Origin of the sequence: Agrobacterium larrymoorei (genome assembly GCF_037722385.1) — a bacterium.
In the GTDB taxonomy this organism is placed as follows: domain Bacteria; phylum Pseudomonadota; class Alphaproteobacteria; order Rhizobiales; family Rhizobiaceae; genus Agrobacterium; species Agrobacterium larrymoorei_C.
In genome coordinates this window covers 276156-293263 of sequence record NZ_JBBKAQ010000016.1, presented here as the reverse complement: position 1 = coordinate 293263, position 17108 = coordinate 276156, and the positions used below count along the sequence as shown (strand labels likewise).

At 57.6% G+C, this 17108-nt stretch carries 18 protein-coding genes; 10 read left to right on the top strand and 8 right to left on the bottom strand.

All coding sequences use genetic code 11. The annotated features are described in order from the left end of the window. Window positions 1–118 precede the first annotated feature (118 nt). From WKI41_RS15595 to WKI41_RS15580, 4 genes are read left to right on the top strand one after another with little or no spacing between them, the layout of a single operon-like run. Window positions 119–889 (top strand): SDR family NAD(P)-dependent oxidoreductase, encoded by a 771-nt coding sequence (locus WKI41_RS15595; RefSeq protein WP_340194402.1) that lies wholly within the window; start codon window positions 119–121, stop codon window positions 887–889. Next, the gene (locus WKI41_RS15590; protein ID WP_340194401.1) at window positions 889–1806 is read left to right on the top strand and encodes a 2-dehydro-3-deoxygalactonokinase; all 918 of its coding nucleotides are present in this window, start codon (window positions 889–891) and stop codon (window positions 1804–1806) included. Before WKI41_RS15595 ends, WKI41_RS15590 begins: the two co-directional genes overlap by 1 nt. 34 nt (window positions 1807–1840) lie before the next feature. Then, a complete protein-coding gene (locus WKI41_RS15585) occupies window positions 1841–2449 on the top strand; it encodes a 2-dehydro-3-deoxy-6-phosphogalactonate aldolase (RefSeq protein WP_340194462.1) in 609 nt (202 codons plus the stop codon). 5 nt (window positions 2450–2454) lie between these two features. Continuing rightward, entirely contained in the window at window positions 2455–3342 is an 888-nt protein-coding gene (locus WKI41_RS15580; RefSeq protein ID WP_340194400.1) for an SMP-30/gluconolactonase/LRE family protein, read from the top strand. 133 nt (window positions 3343–3475) lie between these two features. Here WKI41_RS15580 and WKI41_RS15575 read toward each other — a convergent pair whose 3' ends face one another. Together WKI41_RS15575 and WKI41_RS15570 are read right to left on the bottom strand one after the other, a co-directional pair. Further along, on the bottom strand, window positions 3476–4828 hold the full coding sequence (locus WKI41_RS15575; RefSeq protein ID WP_340194399.1) for a putative bifunctional diguanylate cyclase/phosphodiesterase: 1353 nt from the start codon (window positions 4826–4828) through the stop codon (window positions 3476–3478). A gap of 105 nt (window positions 4829–4933) precedes the next feature. Next, window positions 4934–6595 (bottom strand): response regulator, encoded by a 1662-nt coding sequence (locus WKI41_RS15570; protein ID WP_340194398.1) that lies wholly within the window; start codon window positions 6593–6595, stop codon window positions 4934–4936. Window positions 6596–6934: 339 nt separating this feature from the next. On the opposite strand from WKI41_RS15570, the gene mutL reads away from it, so the two are divergent. The 6 genes from mutL to WKI41_RS15540 all read left to right on the top strand — a co-directional run bounded on the left by mutL (window position 6935) and on the right by WKI41_RS15540 (window position 11998). Further along, window positions 6935–8755 carry a DNA mismatch repair endonuclease MutL gene (gene mutL, locus WKI41_RS15565; RefSeq protein ID WP_340194397.1) on the top strand — a complete coding sequence of 607 codons (1821 nt, stop codon included), beginning with the start codon at window positions 6935–6937 and terminating at the stop codon, window positions 8753–8755. Window positions 8756–8900: 145 nt separating this feature from the next. After that, a complete protein-coding gene (locus WKI41_RS15560; RefSeq protein WP_340194396.1) occupies window positions 8901–9131 on the top strand; it encodes a DUF2093 domain-containing protein in 231 nt (76 codons plus the stop codon). Window positions 9132–9184: 53 nt separating this feature from the next. Then, window positions 9185–9586, top strand: a complete 402-nt coding sequence (locus WKI41_RS15555) for a DUF350 domain-containing protein (RefSeq protein WP_340194395.1) — start codon at window positions 9185–9187, stop codon at window positions 9584–9586. 11 nt (window positions 9587–9597) lie between these two features. Continuing rightward, window positions 9598–10227, top strand: a complete 630-nt coding sequence (locus WKI41_RS15550) for a DUF1190 domain-containing protein (protein ID WP_340194394.1) — start codon at window positions 9598–9600, stop codon at window positions 10225–10227. Continuing rightward, the gene (locus tag WKI41_RS15545; protein WP_340194393.1) at window positions 10228–11385 is read left to right on the top strand and encodes a glutathionylspermidine synthase family protein; all 1158 of its coding nucleotides are present in this window, start codon (window positions 10228–10230) and stop codon (window positions 11383–11385) included. A 115-nt stretch (window positions 11386–11500) separates the two neighbouring features. Next, entirely contained in the window at window positions 11501–11998 is a 498-nt protein-coding gene (locus WKI41_RS15540) for a ferritin-like domain-containing protein (RefSeq protein WP_340194392.1), read from the top strand. Window positions 11999–12107: 109 nt separating this feature from the next. On the opposite strand, the gene WKI41_RS15535 is transcribed toward WKI41_RS15540, so the two are convergent. From WKI41_RS15535 to WKI41_RS15510, 6 genes are all read right to left on the bottom strand, one after another. Next, window positions 12108–12422, bottom strand: a complete 315-nt coding sequence (locus tag WKI41_RS15535) for a hypothetical protein (RefSeq protein WP_340194391.1) — start codon at window positions 12420–12422, stop codon at window positions 12108–12110. Window positions 12423–12534: 112 nt separating this feature from the next. Beyond that, a complete protein-coding gene (gene lpxK, locus WKI41_RS15530; RefSeq protein ID WP_340194390.1) occupies window positions 12535–13566 on the bottom strand; it encodes a tetraacyldisaccharide 4'-kinase in 1032 nt (343 codons plus the stop codon). Window positions 13567–13689: 123 nt separating this feature from the next. After that, entirely contained in the window at window positions 13690–14412 is a 723-nt protein-coding gene (locus WKI41_RS15525) for an HAD-IA family hydrolase (RefSeq protein WP_340194389.1), read from the bottom strand. Between the two features lie 22 nt (window positions 14413–14434). Next, on the bottom strand, window positions 14435–15751 hold the full coding sequence (waaA, locus tag WKI41_RS15520; RefSeq protein ID WP_340194388.1) for a lipid IV(A) 3-deoxy-D-manno-octulosonic acid transferase: 1317 nt from the start codon (window positions 15749–15751) through the stop codon (window positions 14435–14437). Between the two features lie 209 nt (window positions 15752–15960). Next, on the bottom strand, window positions 15961–16197 hold the full coding sequence (locus tag WKI41_RS15515) for a DUF4170 domain-containing protein (protein WP_340194387.1): 237 nt from the start codon (window positions 16195–16197) through the stop codon (window positions 15961–15963). A gap of 71 nt (window positions 16198–16268) precedes the next feature. After that, entirely contained in the window at window positions 16269–17078 is an 810-nt protein-coding gene (locus WKI41_RS15510) for a 3'(2'),5'-bisphosphate nucleotidase CysQ (RefSeq protein ID WP_340194386.1), read from the bottom strand. Window positions 17079–17108: the final 30 nt, after the last annotated feature.

The following is a 17108-nucleotide window of genomic DNA, read 5'->3' as shown; positions in this document are numbered from 1 at the left end:
ATTATCTCCGAAGGTTGCATGACCGCGCTTGACATAATGAGCTACACGAGGCGATTATTCCATTTAATAAAACTTAGTTCCAAATATTGGAACTATCAACCGTCAAGTTGTTTTTGTCATGAGCAACCATTTCAGCAGATCAGAAGAATTTTCCAATAGAGGCGTCCTCATTACGGGAGGCGGTTCTGGGATCGGTGCGTCGCTGGTGGAAGCCTTTGTCCGGATGGGAGCAAGGGTCGCCTTTATCGACATCGATGCGCGTACAAGCGAAGCCCTTGTCGAGAAGCTCTCTTCGGAAGATGGCATTGCTCCACGCTTTTTTCGGGCGGATTTAAGAAACCAGACCGAGCTCGCAGAGGCGGTGAAAGCGGCAGGAGAAGCGCTTGGCGGGATCAAGGCTCTCATCAATAACGCCGCCTGGGATGACAGGCACGACATCGACACCGTAACCAGCGACTATTGGGACGCAAACCAGGCTGTCAATCTGAAGCAGGTGTTCTTCGTCACGCAGGCGGCCCTCCCCTATCTCAGAAAAGAACAGGGCGGATCGATCATCAATTTCTCTTCGATTTCGTACCTGCTCAACATGGGCGATCTGCCGGCCTACACGGCGGCTAAGGCCGGCATCATCGGCCTGACGAAGAGCCTGGCGGGGCGGCTTGGGCCTGAAAACATCCGCGTCAACGCAATCCTGCCCGGTATGATCGTGACCGAGCGGCAGAAGGACCTCTGGCTGACCGACGAGTCGATCACCCACACCGTCAACAGCCAGTGCCTCAAACGGACCTTGACCGGTCAAGACCTTGTGGGTCCTTGCCTTTTCCTGGCCTCGGATGCCTCGTCCGCCATGACTGCGCAAACAATGATTATCGATGGAGGTCTTCTATAATGTCAGATGCTGCATTCGTTGCCGTAGACTGGGGCACGACCAGCTTTCGCCTGTGGCTGATGAGCCGTTCGGGTGACGTTCTTGCGGAGCGCCGCAGTTCTGAGGGGATGACCACCGCAATGCGGACGGGCTTTGCCGACGTTCTGGCATCCCATCTTGCAGCGATCTCCGCGCCAGACGGCCTGCCCGTCATCGTCTGCGGCATGGCAGGAGCAAGGCAAGGGTGGATCGAGGCAGGCTATGTAAACGTTCCTGCCAACCTCTCGGAAGTCATGGATCGCGCGACACGTGTTCCGGAGCAGAAGAGCGATATCCGTATTCTTCCTGGTCTCGCGCAAAGAGCTCAAGACATGCCGGACGTGATGCGCGGCGAGGAAACGCAGCTTCTGGGCGCTCTCTCAAGTAATTATCGCACCGGCTCGCAACTTGTCTGTATGCCTGGCACCCATTCCAAATGGGTCCGCGTCAAAGATTTGAACGTCACGCAATTTTCGACCTTCATGACCGGCGAGATTTTCGACGTCGTATCGAAACGCACGATCCTGTCCCACGCGATTGCCGAAGCCGAAACCTTTACCGGCGATCTTCCGGCGTTCGGCAATGCGGTGATCGACGTCTACAACCATCCGCAGATGGCGACGAACCGCTTCTTCACCCTGCGCTCCGGACAATTGCTGCATGGCCTTTCTGCCACGGACGCGAAAGCCAAACTCTCCGGAACGCTGATCGGTCTGGAAATTGCCGGCGCGCATGCCAGTGCTCCGCGCGATTCTTCCGTCATCCTGATCGCTTCGGGCGGTCTGGGCGAGCTTTACAAGGCAGCGTTCAACGCTCTCTCCATCGACTTTATCACCATAGACGCCGATGATGCGGTTCGCCGGGGGCTGATTGCCGCTGCGACATCCATCTGGCACTGAGGAGTTCAAACCCGTGTACGTTCCCTTCCCCGACATGAAATACCCGCTGGTTGCGATTTTGCGCGGCATCCGCCCTGAGGAGACACAGGGCGTCGTTGAAGCGCTGCTGGAGAGTGGATTTGGCGCTATCGAGATCCCGCTCAATTCACCGGAGCCGTTCCGCTCCATCGAAATAGCAGCCAAGCTTGCGCCTGCAGATGCGCTGATCGGCGCTGGCACCGTTCTGACCGTCGATGACGTTGCACGGCTCGATGGCGTCGGCGGCAAACTGATGGTCAGTCCGAATGTCGATACGGACGTCATTACCGCGGCGCGCGAAAAAGGCATGGTGACCATGCCCGGCGTCCTTACCCCAACCGAAGCTCTACTCGCACTGAAGGCCGGTGCGACCGGCCTTAAGTTCTTTCCGGCCAGTGTACTTGGCCCGTCAGGCATCAATGCCATCCGCTCCATCTTGCCAAAGGATGCGCTGGTCGCTGCGGTCGGCGGCGTCTCGGACAAAAACTTTTCTGATTACACAAGTATCGGCATCAAAGCGTTCGGACTGGGAACAAGTCTCTACAAGCCGGGTATGAGTGCTGGCGAGGCTCGTGAGCGGGCTGAAATCACCATCCAGGCATACGACGCGGCAGTGGGAGGATAAGATAGATGGCAACCAATCACCCTTTTCAGGGAAGGGTTCTCGACGGCACACAATTGATGCTGGGTGAAGGCCCAAGCTTCGATCCGATCTCCAAGCGAGTCGGATGGCTGAACATCATAGGCAAAGAGTTGCATGAACTCGACCCGACATCCGGTCAGAAGACGGTGACCGCCTTGCCGTTCATGGCAAGCGTGGTTGCTGCCATCGATGCAGAGCGGCAATTGTTGGGAACGGAAGAGGGTCTTTTCATCCGTAATCGCTCCACCGGCGAACTGTCGCTGCATGTCGATTTCGAGCCGAACAAGCCCGGCAACCGATCGAATGATGGCAGGGTGCATCAAAGCGGCGCGCTCTGGATCGGCACCATGGGTAAGAAGGCGGAAGAGGGCGCTGGAGCGATTTATCACGTCGCTAAAGGTGCCGTGACGAAGATTATCGACGCGATCAGCATTCCGAACGCCATCTGCTTCTCACCCGATGGCGAAGCGGCCTACTTCGTCGACACCAATGTGAACCAATTGATGAAGGTGACGCTCGATCCCGCAACGGGACTTCCGAACGGCACTGCGAGTATTTTCCTTGATCGATCCGAGGACGAAGGCGGTATCGATGGTGCGGTCTGCGATGCCGACGGCAACATCTGGAATGCGCGTTGGGGCGAAGGTGCGGTAGATCGCTACGATCCAACCGGCCGGCACACCGACCACTACGAGCTTCCCGCATCTCGCACGACATGCCCGGCCTTCTTCGCCACCGACGCAGACCGCCTGCTGGTTACTTCGGCATGCGAAGGCCTGGAAGATGACGAGATCAAGGCGAACCCAATGCACGGTGTAACCTTCGATCTGGGCATTACGGTCAAGGGTAGGCTGGACGGAATCTACAAGCTGTAAGACCCCAACATGGGAGGGCGCCAAGTCCTAGAAGGCGCTCTCTCACGCAATCCGCGCGAAGCTTCAGAGCGTCCTCACTTTACGCATCTTGCTTTCTGAAAAATGCATCTAATTTTCGAGCTTATGCTGAGCCTCAGTTCAGATCGGAACTTGAAATCCGATAGCTTTCGTGCAGATAGCGGCGGGTGGAGGCGGCATCTGCCGGGCGCCCATAAAAATAGCCCTGCCCCATCGCGCAGCCCAGACCACGCAACTTGTCGGCTTCGCTGCCATCCTCGATCCCCTCGGCAACGACTTCAAGATCAAGCCCATCGCACATGGCAACGATCGCCTTGATGATGTGCTCCGAGGGACGGTCGGTGCTGATGCGGGAAACGAAGGCGCGGTCGATTTTAACCTTGTCAAAGGTAAAGTCGCGCAGGCGACCGAGGCTCGACTGCCCGGTCCCGAAGTCATCGAGCGAGATACGGACGCCCGCGTGCTGAAGTTCGGTGATGATGCGTTGCGCGGTATCGGCCGAACTCATCACCGCCGTCTCGGTAATTTCGAGCTCCAGTCGCCGCGGATCCAGCCCAACGCGGCGCAGGATGGAGAGAATGTTGGCTGCAGTCGATGGGTCCATCAACTGAGCGGATGAAAGGTTGAAGGAGAGAAAAAGCTCCCGCGGCCATGATAGCGCGGTCTCGGCTGCCTTTCGCAGAAGCGCCTCCGATAAAGCGTCGATGAACCCGCGCTCTTCCGCCAGCGGCACGAAAACATCCGGCGGCACAAAGCCAAGATCCGCATCGTGCCAGCGTGCCAAGGCCTCGAAGCCAACGGCGGAACTATCGGCCAGTCGAACGATCGGCTGAAAATGCACGTCGATCGTGTCGTTGATGATCGCGTTTCGAAGCGCCTGTTCCAGTTGCGTGGCGCGCTTCATCTCCTGAGCGATCTCGCGGGAATAAACCGTAATCTGTCCGCGTCCGCGACGCTTCGACCGATAAAGCGCCGTCTCGGCACTCTTCATCAAATCGTCGAATTCTTCGCCTGCGAAGGGGTAGATGGCAAAGCCGAAAGAAGAAGACAGACGGACATTACGATCGCCAAGATCATAAGGTGCCGACAGCACATCCTTGATCATCTGGCCAAGGCGCTCAGCACCGCTGCGCTCGAAAATCAGTGGCAGGATGAAGGCGAACTCATCGCCATCATGGCGCGTAACGATCGAGCCATCCATCATGCAGGCCTTTAAGCGATGCGCCACCTGGCAGAGGATCTCGTCTCCGGCGTGTGCGCCGAACAGATCGTTGATTGGCTTGAAGCCATCAATATTGACGATGCCGACCGCAAAAGGGGCAGGATCTTCAGCGCGTTCAGCCGCCAGCAGTTTTATCTTGTCACGCAGGCGATACTTGTTGCCGAGACCCGTCAGCGGATCGCTATACGCCATCGCCTGCAATTCGTGCTGGCTGATGAGCGGGAGAGTCGGCGCGGACGAGTTCATTCACATATCCTGTGGGCCTGTTGTAATCGGCATTATTCGCGGCCCGCAGTTAATAAAGGATATCGGCGCAAATACGAACTCCCACCACCACGAACATGTGTGCGGTCATCCATGAAGGCTGTGGGAGTAACGCGGCAGAAAACGCTTCAGCAATATATCGATTATATCCGGACTAATTGGTTTGAGCAACATTTCATCCATGCCAGCATCGAAGCATGCGCGCTGATCTCCTTCGTAAGCCAGCGGAACGACGCCGATCAGAGGTGTTCGTTCGCCAGTGAGAGATTCTAGGCCTCGGATTTGCCGCGCCACGTCGAATCCGCTGATATCCGGCAGCGTCGTATCCAGAAGGACGACCGAAGGTTTTTCCGACTGGAAGAGCGCCAGCGCTTCATTGCCCGACTGCGCCAGCCGGTATTCGATCTGAAGACCTTCCAGAATTTGCGAGAAGACGATCTGATTGATCTTGTTGTCCTCGACGACGAGAACATCGAGCCTTGGCCGGTTGAGCGATTCGTCATCGCTGTTGATGACGACCCAGTCATCGTCCTTGCCCCTGCCTGGCTGCAGGTTTTCGAGCGAGCGGAAGTGACGCGTCAACATATTCACAAGCGAACTGCCGATCTCGAACTCATCCACCGTCATCGCGCCAATGCCGAACGTCGTCGGCAAGTCGAGGCATTCGAGCGGCATTTGAACATCGACGACGACGAGGTCGATTTTGACGCCCATGGATGCAGACACGTGCAAGAAAGCCTCCTGCTCCAGGAGACCGACGGCCACCGCGCAATCCACGCCGATCGCCGACAGTCGCTTGCAAGCGGCCTTTCCTGCCTCGGCATCCGGCATGACAAGAAGGACGCGGCGGCCCTTCATGACCAGTGATGCCTGATGGTTCTCGTCATCCATGTAGGAACTGCGCAGGAAGGCCAGATGCTCCAGCCCAGGGATGATGCGCCTGCCATCTGGTTTGGTTACGGCAAAGGCCGTGACATCATCCATCGTCGTCACGATGAAGTAATGGCCGGGCTTGCCTACCCTGTGCTTCCTGGTGATGACCAGGATCTCGTCGCCCGTCAGAAGCGTCACCATTTCCGGCAGGATGGCCGGGACACCGGTCTCAAGTACCTGCCTGTCCATCGCATCGATGGAGCTTGCCAAAGCATGCGAGTGGATATCAAAGACGTTGCGGCCCAGGATCAGGTCCGGCGACGTCTCGATGAGAGAGCAACCTGCCTTGTTGACGGCCGAATAGATGCGGTTGCGATCCTTGACGAAGATCGAGAGCGGCAGGTTGTCGAGAATCTCTTCGGTGATCTGAACACGTTCAATATCGGCGCGCCAGTGATCCTCACGTCTCTTCTGTTCGGTGATATCGACGATTGCACAAATGCAGAAGCCGGAGGGGACGCGACGCTTGGTAAAACGCAGCCATCTGTCGCCCGGGCGCTGTTCCACCGTTTCGGAGCGCTCTGCCCAATGGGCCGCCAGGCTCTTTGCGATCCACTCCTCGCGATCGACGCGGCTGGCACGCACAGATGTCTCGCCAAATCCGGCCCGATCGTAAATGGCGCCTAGAACATCCTTTAGTCTAGCGCCGGGTGCCAAATCCGTCTTCTCAAGCGGCAGAAGCGTGAAAACCCGCTGACTGGCGAACACAAGGTTATCATCACGATCATAAATGAGAATCGCAGCAGACATTGCATCGCTGATAGCGTCTAGCATCGTTGCTTGAATGGCCACGCCATCTGGCGCTAAATCATTCATGACAATTCCCTATGCGCGTTTCGGGAACGCGCTCAATTCATCTTGAAAACCTGCAATAGAAATAGGCTTTGGATATAACGGGAACATGCGGGCAAGATGCTCGAAAGCCCTTCAGGATCAAACAAGACGGCCCCAGCGCTTCCGTCATGCCCATGTCAACCACCCTGAAAAGGCAAATAGATCACTCATTCAAGCAGCGTCAGTGATATCTTTTCCGGATTAAGGACCTCTTAAATTTGAAAAAACAACAATCCTGGATTGGAGAGACATGCAATCTGCTTTCGGTGGAGAGATGCAATTTCTCTTTCGCAGAAGCCAAGAATCCGCGAGAATGGCACCATGTCCATCAAGCAGCTTTCAGAAACCCTGATCAACCAGATCGCCGCCGGTGAAGTGATCGAGCGCCCGTCAAGCGCCGCCAAAGAACTAATCGAAAACGCAATCGATGCTGGAGCGACGCGGATCGAGATCGCCACTGCGGGCGGCGGCAAAGGCTTGGTCCGCATTACCGACAATGGTTGCGGCATGTCCGCCCCCGATCTTGAGCTTGCCATCCGCAGGCACTGCACCTCGAAGATTTCCGCGACGCTCGACGATATTCGCACGCTGGGATTTCGAGGCGAAGCTCTGCCCTCTATCGGTTCTGTTGCCAAGTTGACGATCACCAGCCGTGCGCAAGGCGCGACTGAGGGGGCGATCATTTCCGTTACCGGCGGCAAGGTCTCGCCGGTGCGTCCTGCCGCCGCCAATAGCGGCACGATTGTCGAGGTGCGCGAACTTTTCTTCGCTACGCCCGCGCGTTTGAAATTCCTCAAGACCGAGAAGGCGGAAGCTGCGGCCATCACCGAGATCGTCAAGCGCATGGCGATTGCTTTCCCGCATATCCGCTTCGTACTGTCCGGCACAGATCGCTCGACGCTGGAACTACCATCGACCGGTGACGACCATCTCGCTCGCATGGCGCAAATTCTTGGAGCAGAGTTCAAGGACAATGCTATCGAAATCGACGCGATGCGCGAAGGTGTCGAGCTTACCGGTTTTGCTGGAGTGCCCACTTTCAACCGAGGCAATTCCGCTCATCAGTACATGTTCGTCAACGGCCGCCCGGTGCAGGACAAGCTGCTGCTCTCCGCCATCCGGGGCGCCTACGCCGAGACGGTGCCGCATGGCCGATATCCGGTTGCGGTGCTGTCGCTCCGCCTTGATCCGGCGTTGGTGGATGTCAACGTACATCCGGCAAAATCCGATGTGCGCTTTCGTGATCCTGGCCTTATCAGAGGGTTGATCGTCGGCGCGGTCCGCCAGGCGCTGTCCCGCGAGGGCGACCGCGCAGCGACGACCGGCGCTTCGCAGATGATGAATGCGTTTCGGCCCGGCTATAGCCCGTCGATCGTGAGACCCTATGCTTCGTCCACCTGGACACCTGCGACATCTCCATACCGACCGCTGGGGATGTCGGACGGGCTGGCTTTGCGCGAGCCCGCGCAGTCGCAATTCATCGACATCACCATGCCGACGGCCCGATCGGAAGTCTTTCACACGGATGAAAAGCCGGTCGCTACTACCATCGAGCCGTCGCGCTATCCCTTGGGGGCAGCGCGCGCACAAGTGCATGCCAATTACATCGTTGCCCAGACCGAGGACGGGTTGGTGATCGTCGATCAGCATGCCGCGCATGAGCGGCTCGTCTTCGAGGAGATGCGCAAGGCGCTGCACGCCAAACGGCCCGCTTCGCAGGTGCTGCTTATCCCTGAAATTGTCGATCTTCCCGAAGAGGATTGCGACCGGTTGATGGAGCATGCGGAAGGCTTCGACAAGATGGGGTTTGCCATTGAGCGTTTCGGACCGGGCGCGGTCGCGGTTCGCGAAACGCCAGCCATGCTGGGCGAAGTCAATGTTCAGGGGCTCGTTCGGCAACTGGCCGATGAGATCGCCGAATGGGATACGGCAAGCAGTCTGTCCGGGAAGTTGGAATATGTTGCTGCCACCATGGCCTGCCATGGCTCTGTCCGCTCCGGCCGACGGATGCGGCCGGAGGAGATGAATGCCCTCCTACGGCAGATGGAAAACACGCCAGGCTCAGGCCAATGTAACCATGGCCGTCCGACCTATATTGAACTGAAGCTTGCCGACATCGAAAAACTCTTCGGCAGAAGCTGAGGATACGAGTGGTCTGAATTTGACATTCGATGCCCATACGCGGCGACCGTGAGGATCAAATGTCAAAATCAGACCACTAGAAATAGAGGCTGCGTAGGAATAGAGATCGCATCCAGACATGAGAAGACCGAGGAGACGCACGCGCATGAACAGATTTGACGGTGGCCAAAGGGAAGCGAAGATCGAATATCTCGATGGCGACCTGCGTATCGTCCAGACCGGCGCCTATGTGGTTTGCGCGATGACGGGCGTTCAAATTCCCGTCGATGAACTGCGCTACTGGAGTGTTGCACGTCAGGAACCGTATGCGGATGCCGCAGCCTCTGTGGAGGCGGAGAAGCGGGCGGGCGCTTTGCCGAACCAGAAGCGCGCTTGAAGAAAAAATCACGCGAGATTTGATGTCTAAGTCGTCATTGTGAGGGAAGCGATATGTTCGGGTATGTGGCGGGGCTGCCCGCGTTTTTAAGCTATTTCGCATTCGGACTGCTTGCCTATGCGGTGTTTGCCGGCATCTACACGCGGCTGACGCCCCATGACGAAATGCGGCTGATCCGCTCCGGCAATCTTTCCGCCACGATCGCGTTTTTGGGCGCGCTCGCTGGCTTTGGTCTGCCGATGGCATCTGCAGCCGCTAACTCCGTCAACATTATCGACTTTATCATCTGGTCCATCATCGGCATCGCGGTGCAAATCCTCGCATTTTACGTCGCGCGCGCCAGCTTGCCCGGCATTCATGAGAAGATCAGCAGAGGCGAGGTTTCTGCGGGCGTCTGGGGCGGCGGCGTTGCGCTGATCATCGGCATCCTCAACGCTGCCTGCATGACCTATTAAGGAGACTTCGCATGAAAAGACGAATGCGAAGCCATTCCAGGCCCGTCCTTGCGTTGGGAACCATCACCGTGTCGGGGCTTGCGCTTGCAGGCTGCGGCGAAAAGGCTCCGGATGCCTTCGTCTTCAAGTCGACGCAGCAATGCGTGATGAGCGGGATCGGAGCAGATGTCTGCGACGTTGCCTTCCGCGACGCAGCGGCCGACTACAAAGCGAACGCACCGCGGTTTGCCGACCAGGCGAGCTGCGAAGATAGTTTCGGCAGCGGGCTTTGCACCCGGTCTCCCCGCACCGACCAGGATGTTGCGCCCTTCATCCCGGCACTGACCGGTTTTTATCTGGCGCGCAACGTGCGCTCGGTTGCAGATTATTATGCGGATCGAAAGCGCCAGGAGGAAGAAGAGGCCGCGCCCAGTTCCGGCGGCGGCGGCGGTGGTGGTGGTGGTGGTGGCTCATTTCGTTCCGGTAGCGGCTCGGCCGTCTATAAGGATCGACAGGGCACGACCATGGTTGCGCAAAGCCAGACGGGTCAGGCCGGCAGCAACTCCTATCGTGTGCTGAAAAATGTCAGCTACGGCGTCCCGGAAACAACCGCACGGAGCGGTTTTGGCCATTGGAGTTCCTCCAGCCACTACGGCAGTTAAATGAAGCGCATCGCCCTTCCCGAAAGACCCGACTGGCGCGAACAGGCAAAGTCCGTCGGTTTCGGGTTTCATGAGATGTATGGAGAGCCTTACTGGGTCGATGATGCGGCGTACCTGTTTAGTTACCAGCAGATCGAAGACGATATAGAAGCCCCCTCACAAGAGCTTCACGACATGTGCATGGACCTTGTGGCGGATGTCGTTGCAAGCGAAGAAGCGCTCGAGAGACTTCGAATTCCGCGAGATATGCGCGACGCCGTGAGACATTCCTGGCTGCGTGGCGACCGACATCTCTACGGCCGGTTCGATCTTGCCTACATCGGTAAAGGTCCGGCGAAGCTTCTCGAATACAACGCCGATACGCCGACCTCGATCTTCGAGAGCGCCTATTTTCAATATGACTGGCTGACCGATCAGATTGCCTCCGGCGCGTTGCCCGGCGACGCCGACCAGTTCAATTCACTTCAGGAATGCTTGGTTGAAGCCTTTCGCCAGTTCCCGATCGACGGCGTTTTCCACTTCTCAACGATGCTGGACAATGAAGAAGATCGCGGGACCACCACCTATCTTATGGACTGTGCCATCCAAGCCGGTCACCAGGTAGAACTCATCGACATTCGCGATATCGGGGTGGATCGAGCTGGACGGTTCACCGACCTCAGTGACCGATTGATCGAGCGCTGCTTCAAGCTCTATCCATGGGAGGTGATGTTCAAGGAGCCCTTCGCGGTGCATCTTCCCGATGCCGGCGGCGTTTTCGTTGAGCCTCTTTGGAAGTCCATTCTTTCCAATAAAGGCATCCTGCCGCTTCTCTGGGAACGGCATCGCGGACATCCCAATCTCCTGCCAAGCTACTTTGCTGACGATCCCAAAGCGCGCGACCTTGTCGATTACGTCAGGAAGCCGCTCTTCTCTCGCGAAGGGGAAAGCGTCTCACTTTTCGAAGCCCAGCGGCTGGTTGTTGAAAACCCTGGCATCTACGGGGCGGAAGGTTATGTCGTCCAAGCGCTGGCGCCGCTCTTCGATGTGGATAATGTCCATGCCATTCTCGGAAGCTGGATCATCGGCGATGTGGCATGCGGCCTCAGTATTCGTGAGGATGAGAGTCGCATCACCACCAACCTCTCGCGCTTTGTTCCTCACCTTATCGTCGATTGACGCAGAAGGTAGCGTTCCAGCTTCTTCAACTCTTCTGCAGATTTCCGGAACCATCAAAGAGGGCCGATGTTCGGTGTGCCGTGCGATTATCAGCACCAACGTTTGGGAGATACACATGGCAGAGAAAAAGCTCGACGATCTTTTCTATGATACGCTCAAGGACATCTATTTTGCAGAACGCCAGATTTTAAAGGCGTTGCCGAAGATGGCGCGAGCAGCCAGCAGCGACAAGCTGAAGGCCGCATTTGAGAAGCACAAGGAAGAAACGCAGGGCCAGATCGAGCGCCTGCAAGAAATCTTCGAAATCATCGGCAAGCGCGCACAGGGAAAAACCTGCGAAGCAATCCAGGGTATTATCGCCGAAGGCGAAGAAATCATGGAGGACTTCAAGGGCAGTCCGGCCCTCGATGCCGGCCTCATCTCCTCGGCGCAGGCCGTCGAACATTACGAGATGGCACGCTATGGCACGCTGAAGGCCTGGGCACAGCAGCTTGGTCACAAACAGGCCGTGCAGTTGCTCGACGAGACCTTGAAGGAAGAGACCAAGACCGACGAAGACCTTTCGTTGCTCGCGACGGACTCTCTGAACGCAGCCGGCAAGAAAGCTGCTTGATACCGATACCATCAACAAAAAAGCCGGGGCACTCGCTCCGGCTTTTTTGTTGGGATGGTTTTCGTCGCCATCAAGCATCGTTGATGCTTTTTGAGGGTCCCCCGGCGCCTCAGGGCGCCTGGGTCGATGGGTTACGATCAACGCCTTCCGTCGGTGGGGTGGCGCCGGATGGCGGGTTGTTATCGAAGGCCTGGCCACCCTGAGCGCCCGGATTGACCGTCTGGCTTGATGTTGCTGGACCAGGAGGCGGGGGCGTCTCCGTCGTTGCAGGTGCTGTGCTTTCGCCCCAGATTTCCGCGACGAGCCAAACGGCCATTGCGAGAAACAGGCTGATCACGAGAATGACAAGGACCGGCTTGCCTTTGAAGCCCTGCCGGGTTTCGCGCGGGGTGAAGGTTTTCTTTTCGACATTCGAATGCTGCATAATCTCTCTCCTCCTCGGATCAGAGCCCAAACGGTGCTTTCCTGACAGGTAAAAGAGTTGCAACGGCCGATTGTTCCTTTGCCAAGCTGTTACGCACGACAAGGTTATCGATCTACTTCTGCGAGAGACGCCGCGTCCGGCAGTTTTCAAACGCCGTATCGATCATTGTCGAAGTCGCCATTGGATCGTCAAACACCATATCGATCTCGACGACCTGGCTACTCCAGAGCAGCTCTGCGGCTTGTCCTTGAAGCCCCGCCAATCGCACGGCATCTTTCGCTGTCGTGACCGGCAGCAGGTCAAGTTTCTTCGCCGCCTCAACCATATCGACGAGTTCATCCTCGCTGAACTGATGGTGATCAGGGAAGGACCGCTCGACAACGATCTCGGCACCCAGGCTTTTGACGGTACGGTAGAACTTGTTGGGATCGGCGATACCTGCGAAGGCCAGAACGCGCTTTCCCGCGAAGCCGGGCAGCGGCCGAGGCTCTGTCGACGCAACGAAGACCGGCTTTGCCGCACGGGCGGCGGTGCGGATGATCGCATCTGCAGCGCTTCCATCCCCAACTTTCAAAATGGCGGTGGCTTGGCGCATCTGTTCGGCCAAGGGTGCGCGCACCGGGCCGCCGGGCACGAGATGACCGTTGCCAAGCCCTCGCCGCGTATCGATGACAAGCAAGGCATAATCCAGCGTCAACCTCGCGCTTTGAAAGCCGTCATCCATGATAATCAGATCGACACCTTCTTTAACGAGGCGTTCGGCACCCTCGACGCGTCTGCGCGAAATTACCGTTGTCGCCTCGCGCGCAAGCAGAAGCGGCTCATCACCGACTGCAGCAGAGCGATGATGATCCGGATCGACGAGGGTCGTCACGTCGAGCGTGCCACCATATCCACGACTGAGAAAGCCGGGCTTAAGCCCCTTATCGAGCGCTGCGCGCGCAAGCGCAATGGCTGTTGGCGTCTTGCCGGCGCCGCCGACGGTAAAGTTGCCGATGCAGATGACCGGTACTGGAACCGAGGCTCGCCGCGCAGTTTTCATACGGCGGCCGGCCACCTGGCCGTAGAGATAGGAAAACGGACTCAACGCCCAGGCTTCCCAGCCAGCTTTTCTCCACCAGAAGGGCGGCGCTTCCGAAACCATTGGCCTTATGAACCCTCATTACATTTTATGGTAGCGAGAGCTAAAGCATGTCGCGCATAAGTGTCCAGCGCTTTTGCCGATGGATGTGCGGCAACGAGACGATGGCGGGACAGTTGTCCGAAATCAGACAGACGCACGCTCCGGCAGCAAAGCTTCGAGACCTGTGATGTCATCAAAACAGTAGTCGCCATCTGCCGCCAGGCTCTCGCGCGATCCGGTGCCTGTGAGCACGCCGATGCGCAAGCCCGCCCCCGCATTGCGCGCCATATGCAGATCGTGATTGTTGTCGCCCACAACGGCCACGCGCTCCGGCGCGAGGCCCGTCGCCTCGCAAAAGCCCATCACCATGCCTGGCTGCGGCTTGACGCCATGGCCGCTGTCATAGCCCGCCACGAAATCGAGGTGGGCATCGAAACCGAAGCGTTTTGCCAGTTCTCGAATAGAGGCCTCATTGTCGCTGGACGCAACACCGAGCTTGTAACCCCTGTCCTTCAGCCGTCCAAAGAAGGCTCTCAGATCCGTCACGGCAACGGACTTGCCCGCCGCCTCGGTAAACAGCCGGTCCAACCGCTCCGTCAGAGGCTGCAGATCACACGGCGATCCGGCTGCAATCAGGCCCGCGGCAATTTCCGCTGTGTTGCCTGCTGCCAGCAAGCTGTCTGGTTTTACGTGGCCGGTGACCGGGTCCATACCGCAGGCGAGAAGAAGACGGTCCGCAAGCTGTGCGTCACCTTCGGCGGCAATCGCTGCCAACTCGCGGTTGACCGGTCCCCAACTGGCATCATAGCCGATCAAGGTGCCGTCCTTGTCGAATAGAACGGCGGCAATATTAGCGGCGGACTTCATCGGATTGTGCTGGTCCAAAGCTTCAGCCCACCGCGCTGCGTGGCTGGAGCTTCGCAGACACCGTCAATGGGTTGATGTAGGGCTCCAGCGCCTTCAGCGTTAGTGACAATGCGCCGCGCATATCCTGGATCACCCGGCCACCGGCATCGATCATCTTGTAGCGCTCATTGTCGTTGGCCAGCAGATAGTGCACTGCCTTGGCCAGCATCTCTACGTCACGGATGATGCGGCCAGCGCCGGAGCGCAAAAGCTTCTGATAGGCTTCGCGGAAGTTTTGCACATGGGCGCCGGACAGGACGGCGCAGCCGAGCATGGCAGGTTCCAGCGGGTTCTGGCCGCCTTCGGCCATCAACGATCGGCCGACGAATGCCAGTTCCGTCAAGCGAAGATAGAGACCCATTTCGCCGATACTGTCGCCAAGGAAGATATCGGTTTCGGGCGTAATCACATCATTGCGGCTTCTGCGCGCCACCTTGAGGTTCATGCCTTTCAGCATGGCTTCGATCTCGTCCGCTCTCTCAGGATGGCGAGGGACAATGATCGTCAATTGGCCGTTGCGGGATTTGATCGCAACATGGACGGTGGCCGCTGCCTTCTCCTCACCATCGAAGGTGGAGATTGCCGCCCAGGTCTTCCGGTTGCCGATCTGACGCTTGTATATGTCCAACTGCGCCTGATCGCAGGGGGGCGGATCGGTGTCACCCTTGAGATTGCCGGATGTGATCACCGGCCATGAGCCGAGGTCTCTAAAACGTTCTGCATCCACATCCGACTGAACGACGACCAGCGCCAGCTTGCTGAACAGCGCCTCTGCAAAATCGGAATAGCGTTTCCACCGGTCGAAGGAACGGTCGGAAATGCGGGCATTGACGCGGATCTGGGGGATGTGCCGGCGTTCCAACTCCATCATCGTGACCGGCCAAATCTCAGACTCGGCAGTGATAGCAGCGTCGGGCGCCCAATAGGTGAGAAAGCGGTTGATGCAAATCTTGATGTCGAGCGGCACATATTGATGGATCACATCACTGCCAAGTCGAGTGCGACTGATATCGGCCGAGGTGACCGTGCCAGTGGTCAGAAGAACATGGATGTCACGCTTGCGGATTTCGCGGATCAGCGGGATTAGCGCCAAGGTCTCGCCGACACTTGCGGCATGAAACCAGACGAGAGGACCACGGGGACGCTCGGCACTGGAATAGCCGAAGCGTTCAAGACGCCGATGCTTGTCTTCTTTGCCTTTCGCGGCTCGATAGGACAGGTAGGGCCGGGCGAAGGGATAGGCCGCCATTCCCGCCATCCTATAACCCGACAGGGCAAAACGTGCGATCCGGCTGTTCATACGATGCTGCCCTCGATCACTCTGCGCAATGCTCTTCCCCCGTTAACGTCGCCGGCTATTTCTGATGAAAATGCGTCTTTTTTGTTATGATCTGGGCGTTAGAAGACGAATTGTCGCTCCATACCCAATATGTTGTGCATCTCCCACTGGGAGACGCACTACCAATATGCACGACGAATTATAGTAGAGAATGAGGGGGTGGAAAGACGTTATTTGCTTTCCGGGTCAAGAAGGCGGTGCATATGCACTATAAAATAGCGCATATGGGCATTATCGACCGTCTGTTGCGCCTTAGACTTCCAGGCGCCAAGTGCGGTCGCATAGTCCGGGAAAATACCGACGATATCGAGCGCGTTCAAATCGCGGAACTGCACTTCCTGGAGATTGTCGAGTTCGCCGCCAAATACGAGGTGAAGGAGCTGTTTCTTGTTATTCGCTTCGGTCATGTCCTGTCGTCTCTTCTTTCTTCTCAAAGGCGTTCAAGCAAGCTTCCATCTGCTGGATTTCGCCGTAAAAATCAACCTCTGGCCGATCGCCCTAGCTGCATCAACAGGGTGGGTAAAATGTGGTTTGCGCCAGCGCACAAAGCGCCGTGTTTGACTTGCGCCCGATTGTAAATCAAGGGCTTGCCCTCAAGATCGACAAGCTGGCCGCCCGCCTGCCGCAAGATCAAGTCGGCGGCTGCGAGATCCCAGTCATGCGAATTTGCGAGTACCAGCGTTCCATCGATCCTTGCGTCAGCCACCATCGCCAGCCGATAAGCCAGAGAGGGTACGTGCGGAATGCGCCGAACCGACGGTTTGAAGTCTGAAGGCAGCCGCGCGACCACTTCCTCGGGAGCCGCGAGCTGGATCGGCCCACCGGCCGTCTCGGTGATGTGAAGAACATCACCGTTCTTGATAGCCTCGGCGCCCTGAAACGCGGTGAATTCCTCGCCCAAGGCGGGCGCTATCAGCACCGCGACCACGGGTCTGCCCTTATGAACCACCGCCACACTGACGCACCACGTATCCTTGCCGTTGATGAAGGCGCGGGTGCCATCAATCGGATCGACCACAAAGAGTGTATCGCGCGACAGGCGATCGTCATCATCGGTGGTTTCTTCCGATAGCCAGCCATAATCCGGGCGGGCCGAGCGCAGCAGTCTTTCGAGGATGTCGTTCGCCGCATAGTCGGCAGCACTTACCGGCGAGCGACCGCCATCCTTCCACCAGACCTCAGGGTCCTTGCGAAAATATCGCAGGGCCGCCTGTCCAGCCTCGCGCGAGGCATTCAAAACAAGGTCCAGATCGGAGCGCCAATCGGCTCCTGGGGTCTCAACTATCATATTGTCGTTCTGCGCGTGTGGCGCGTTTCC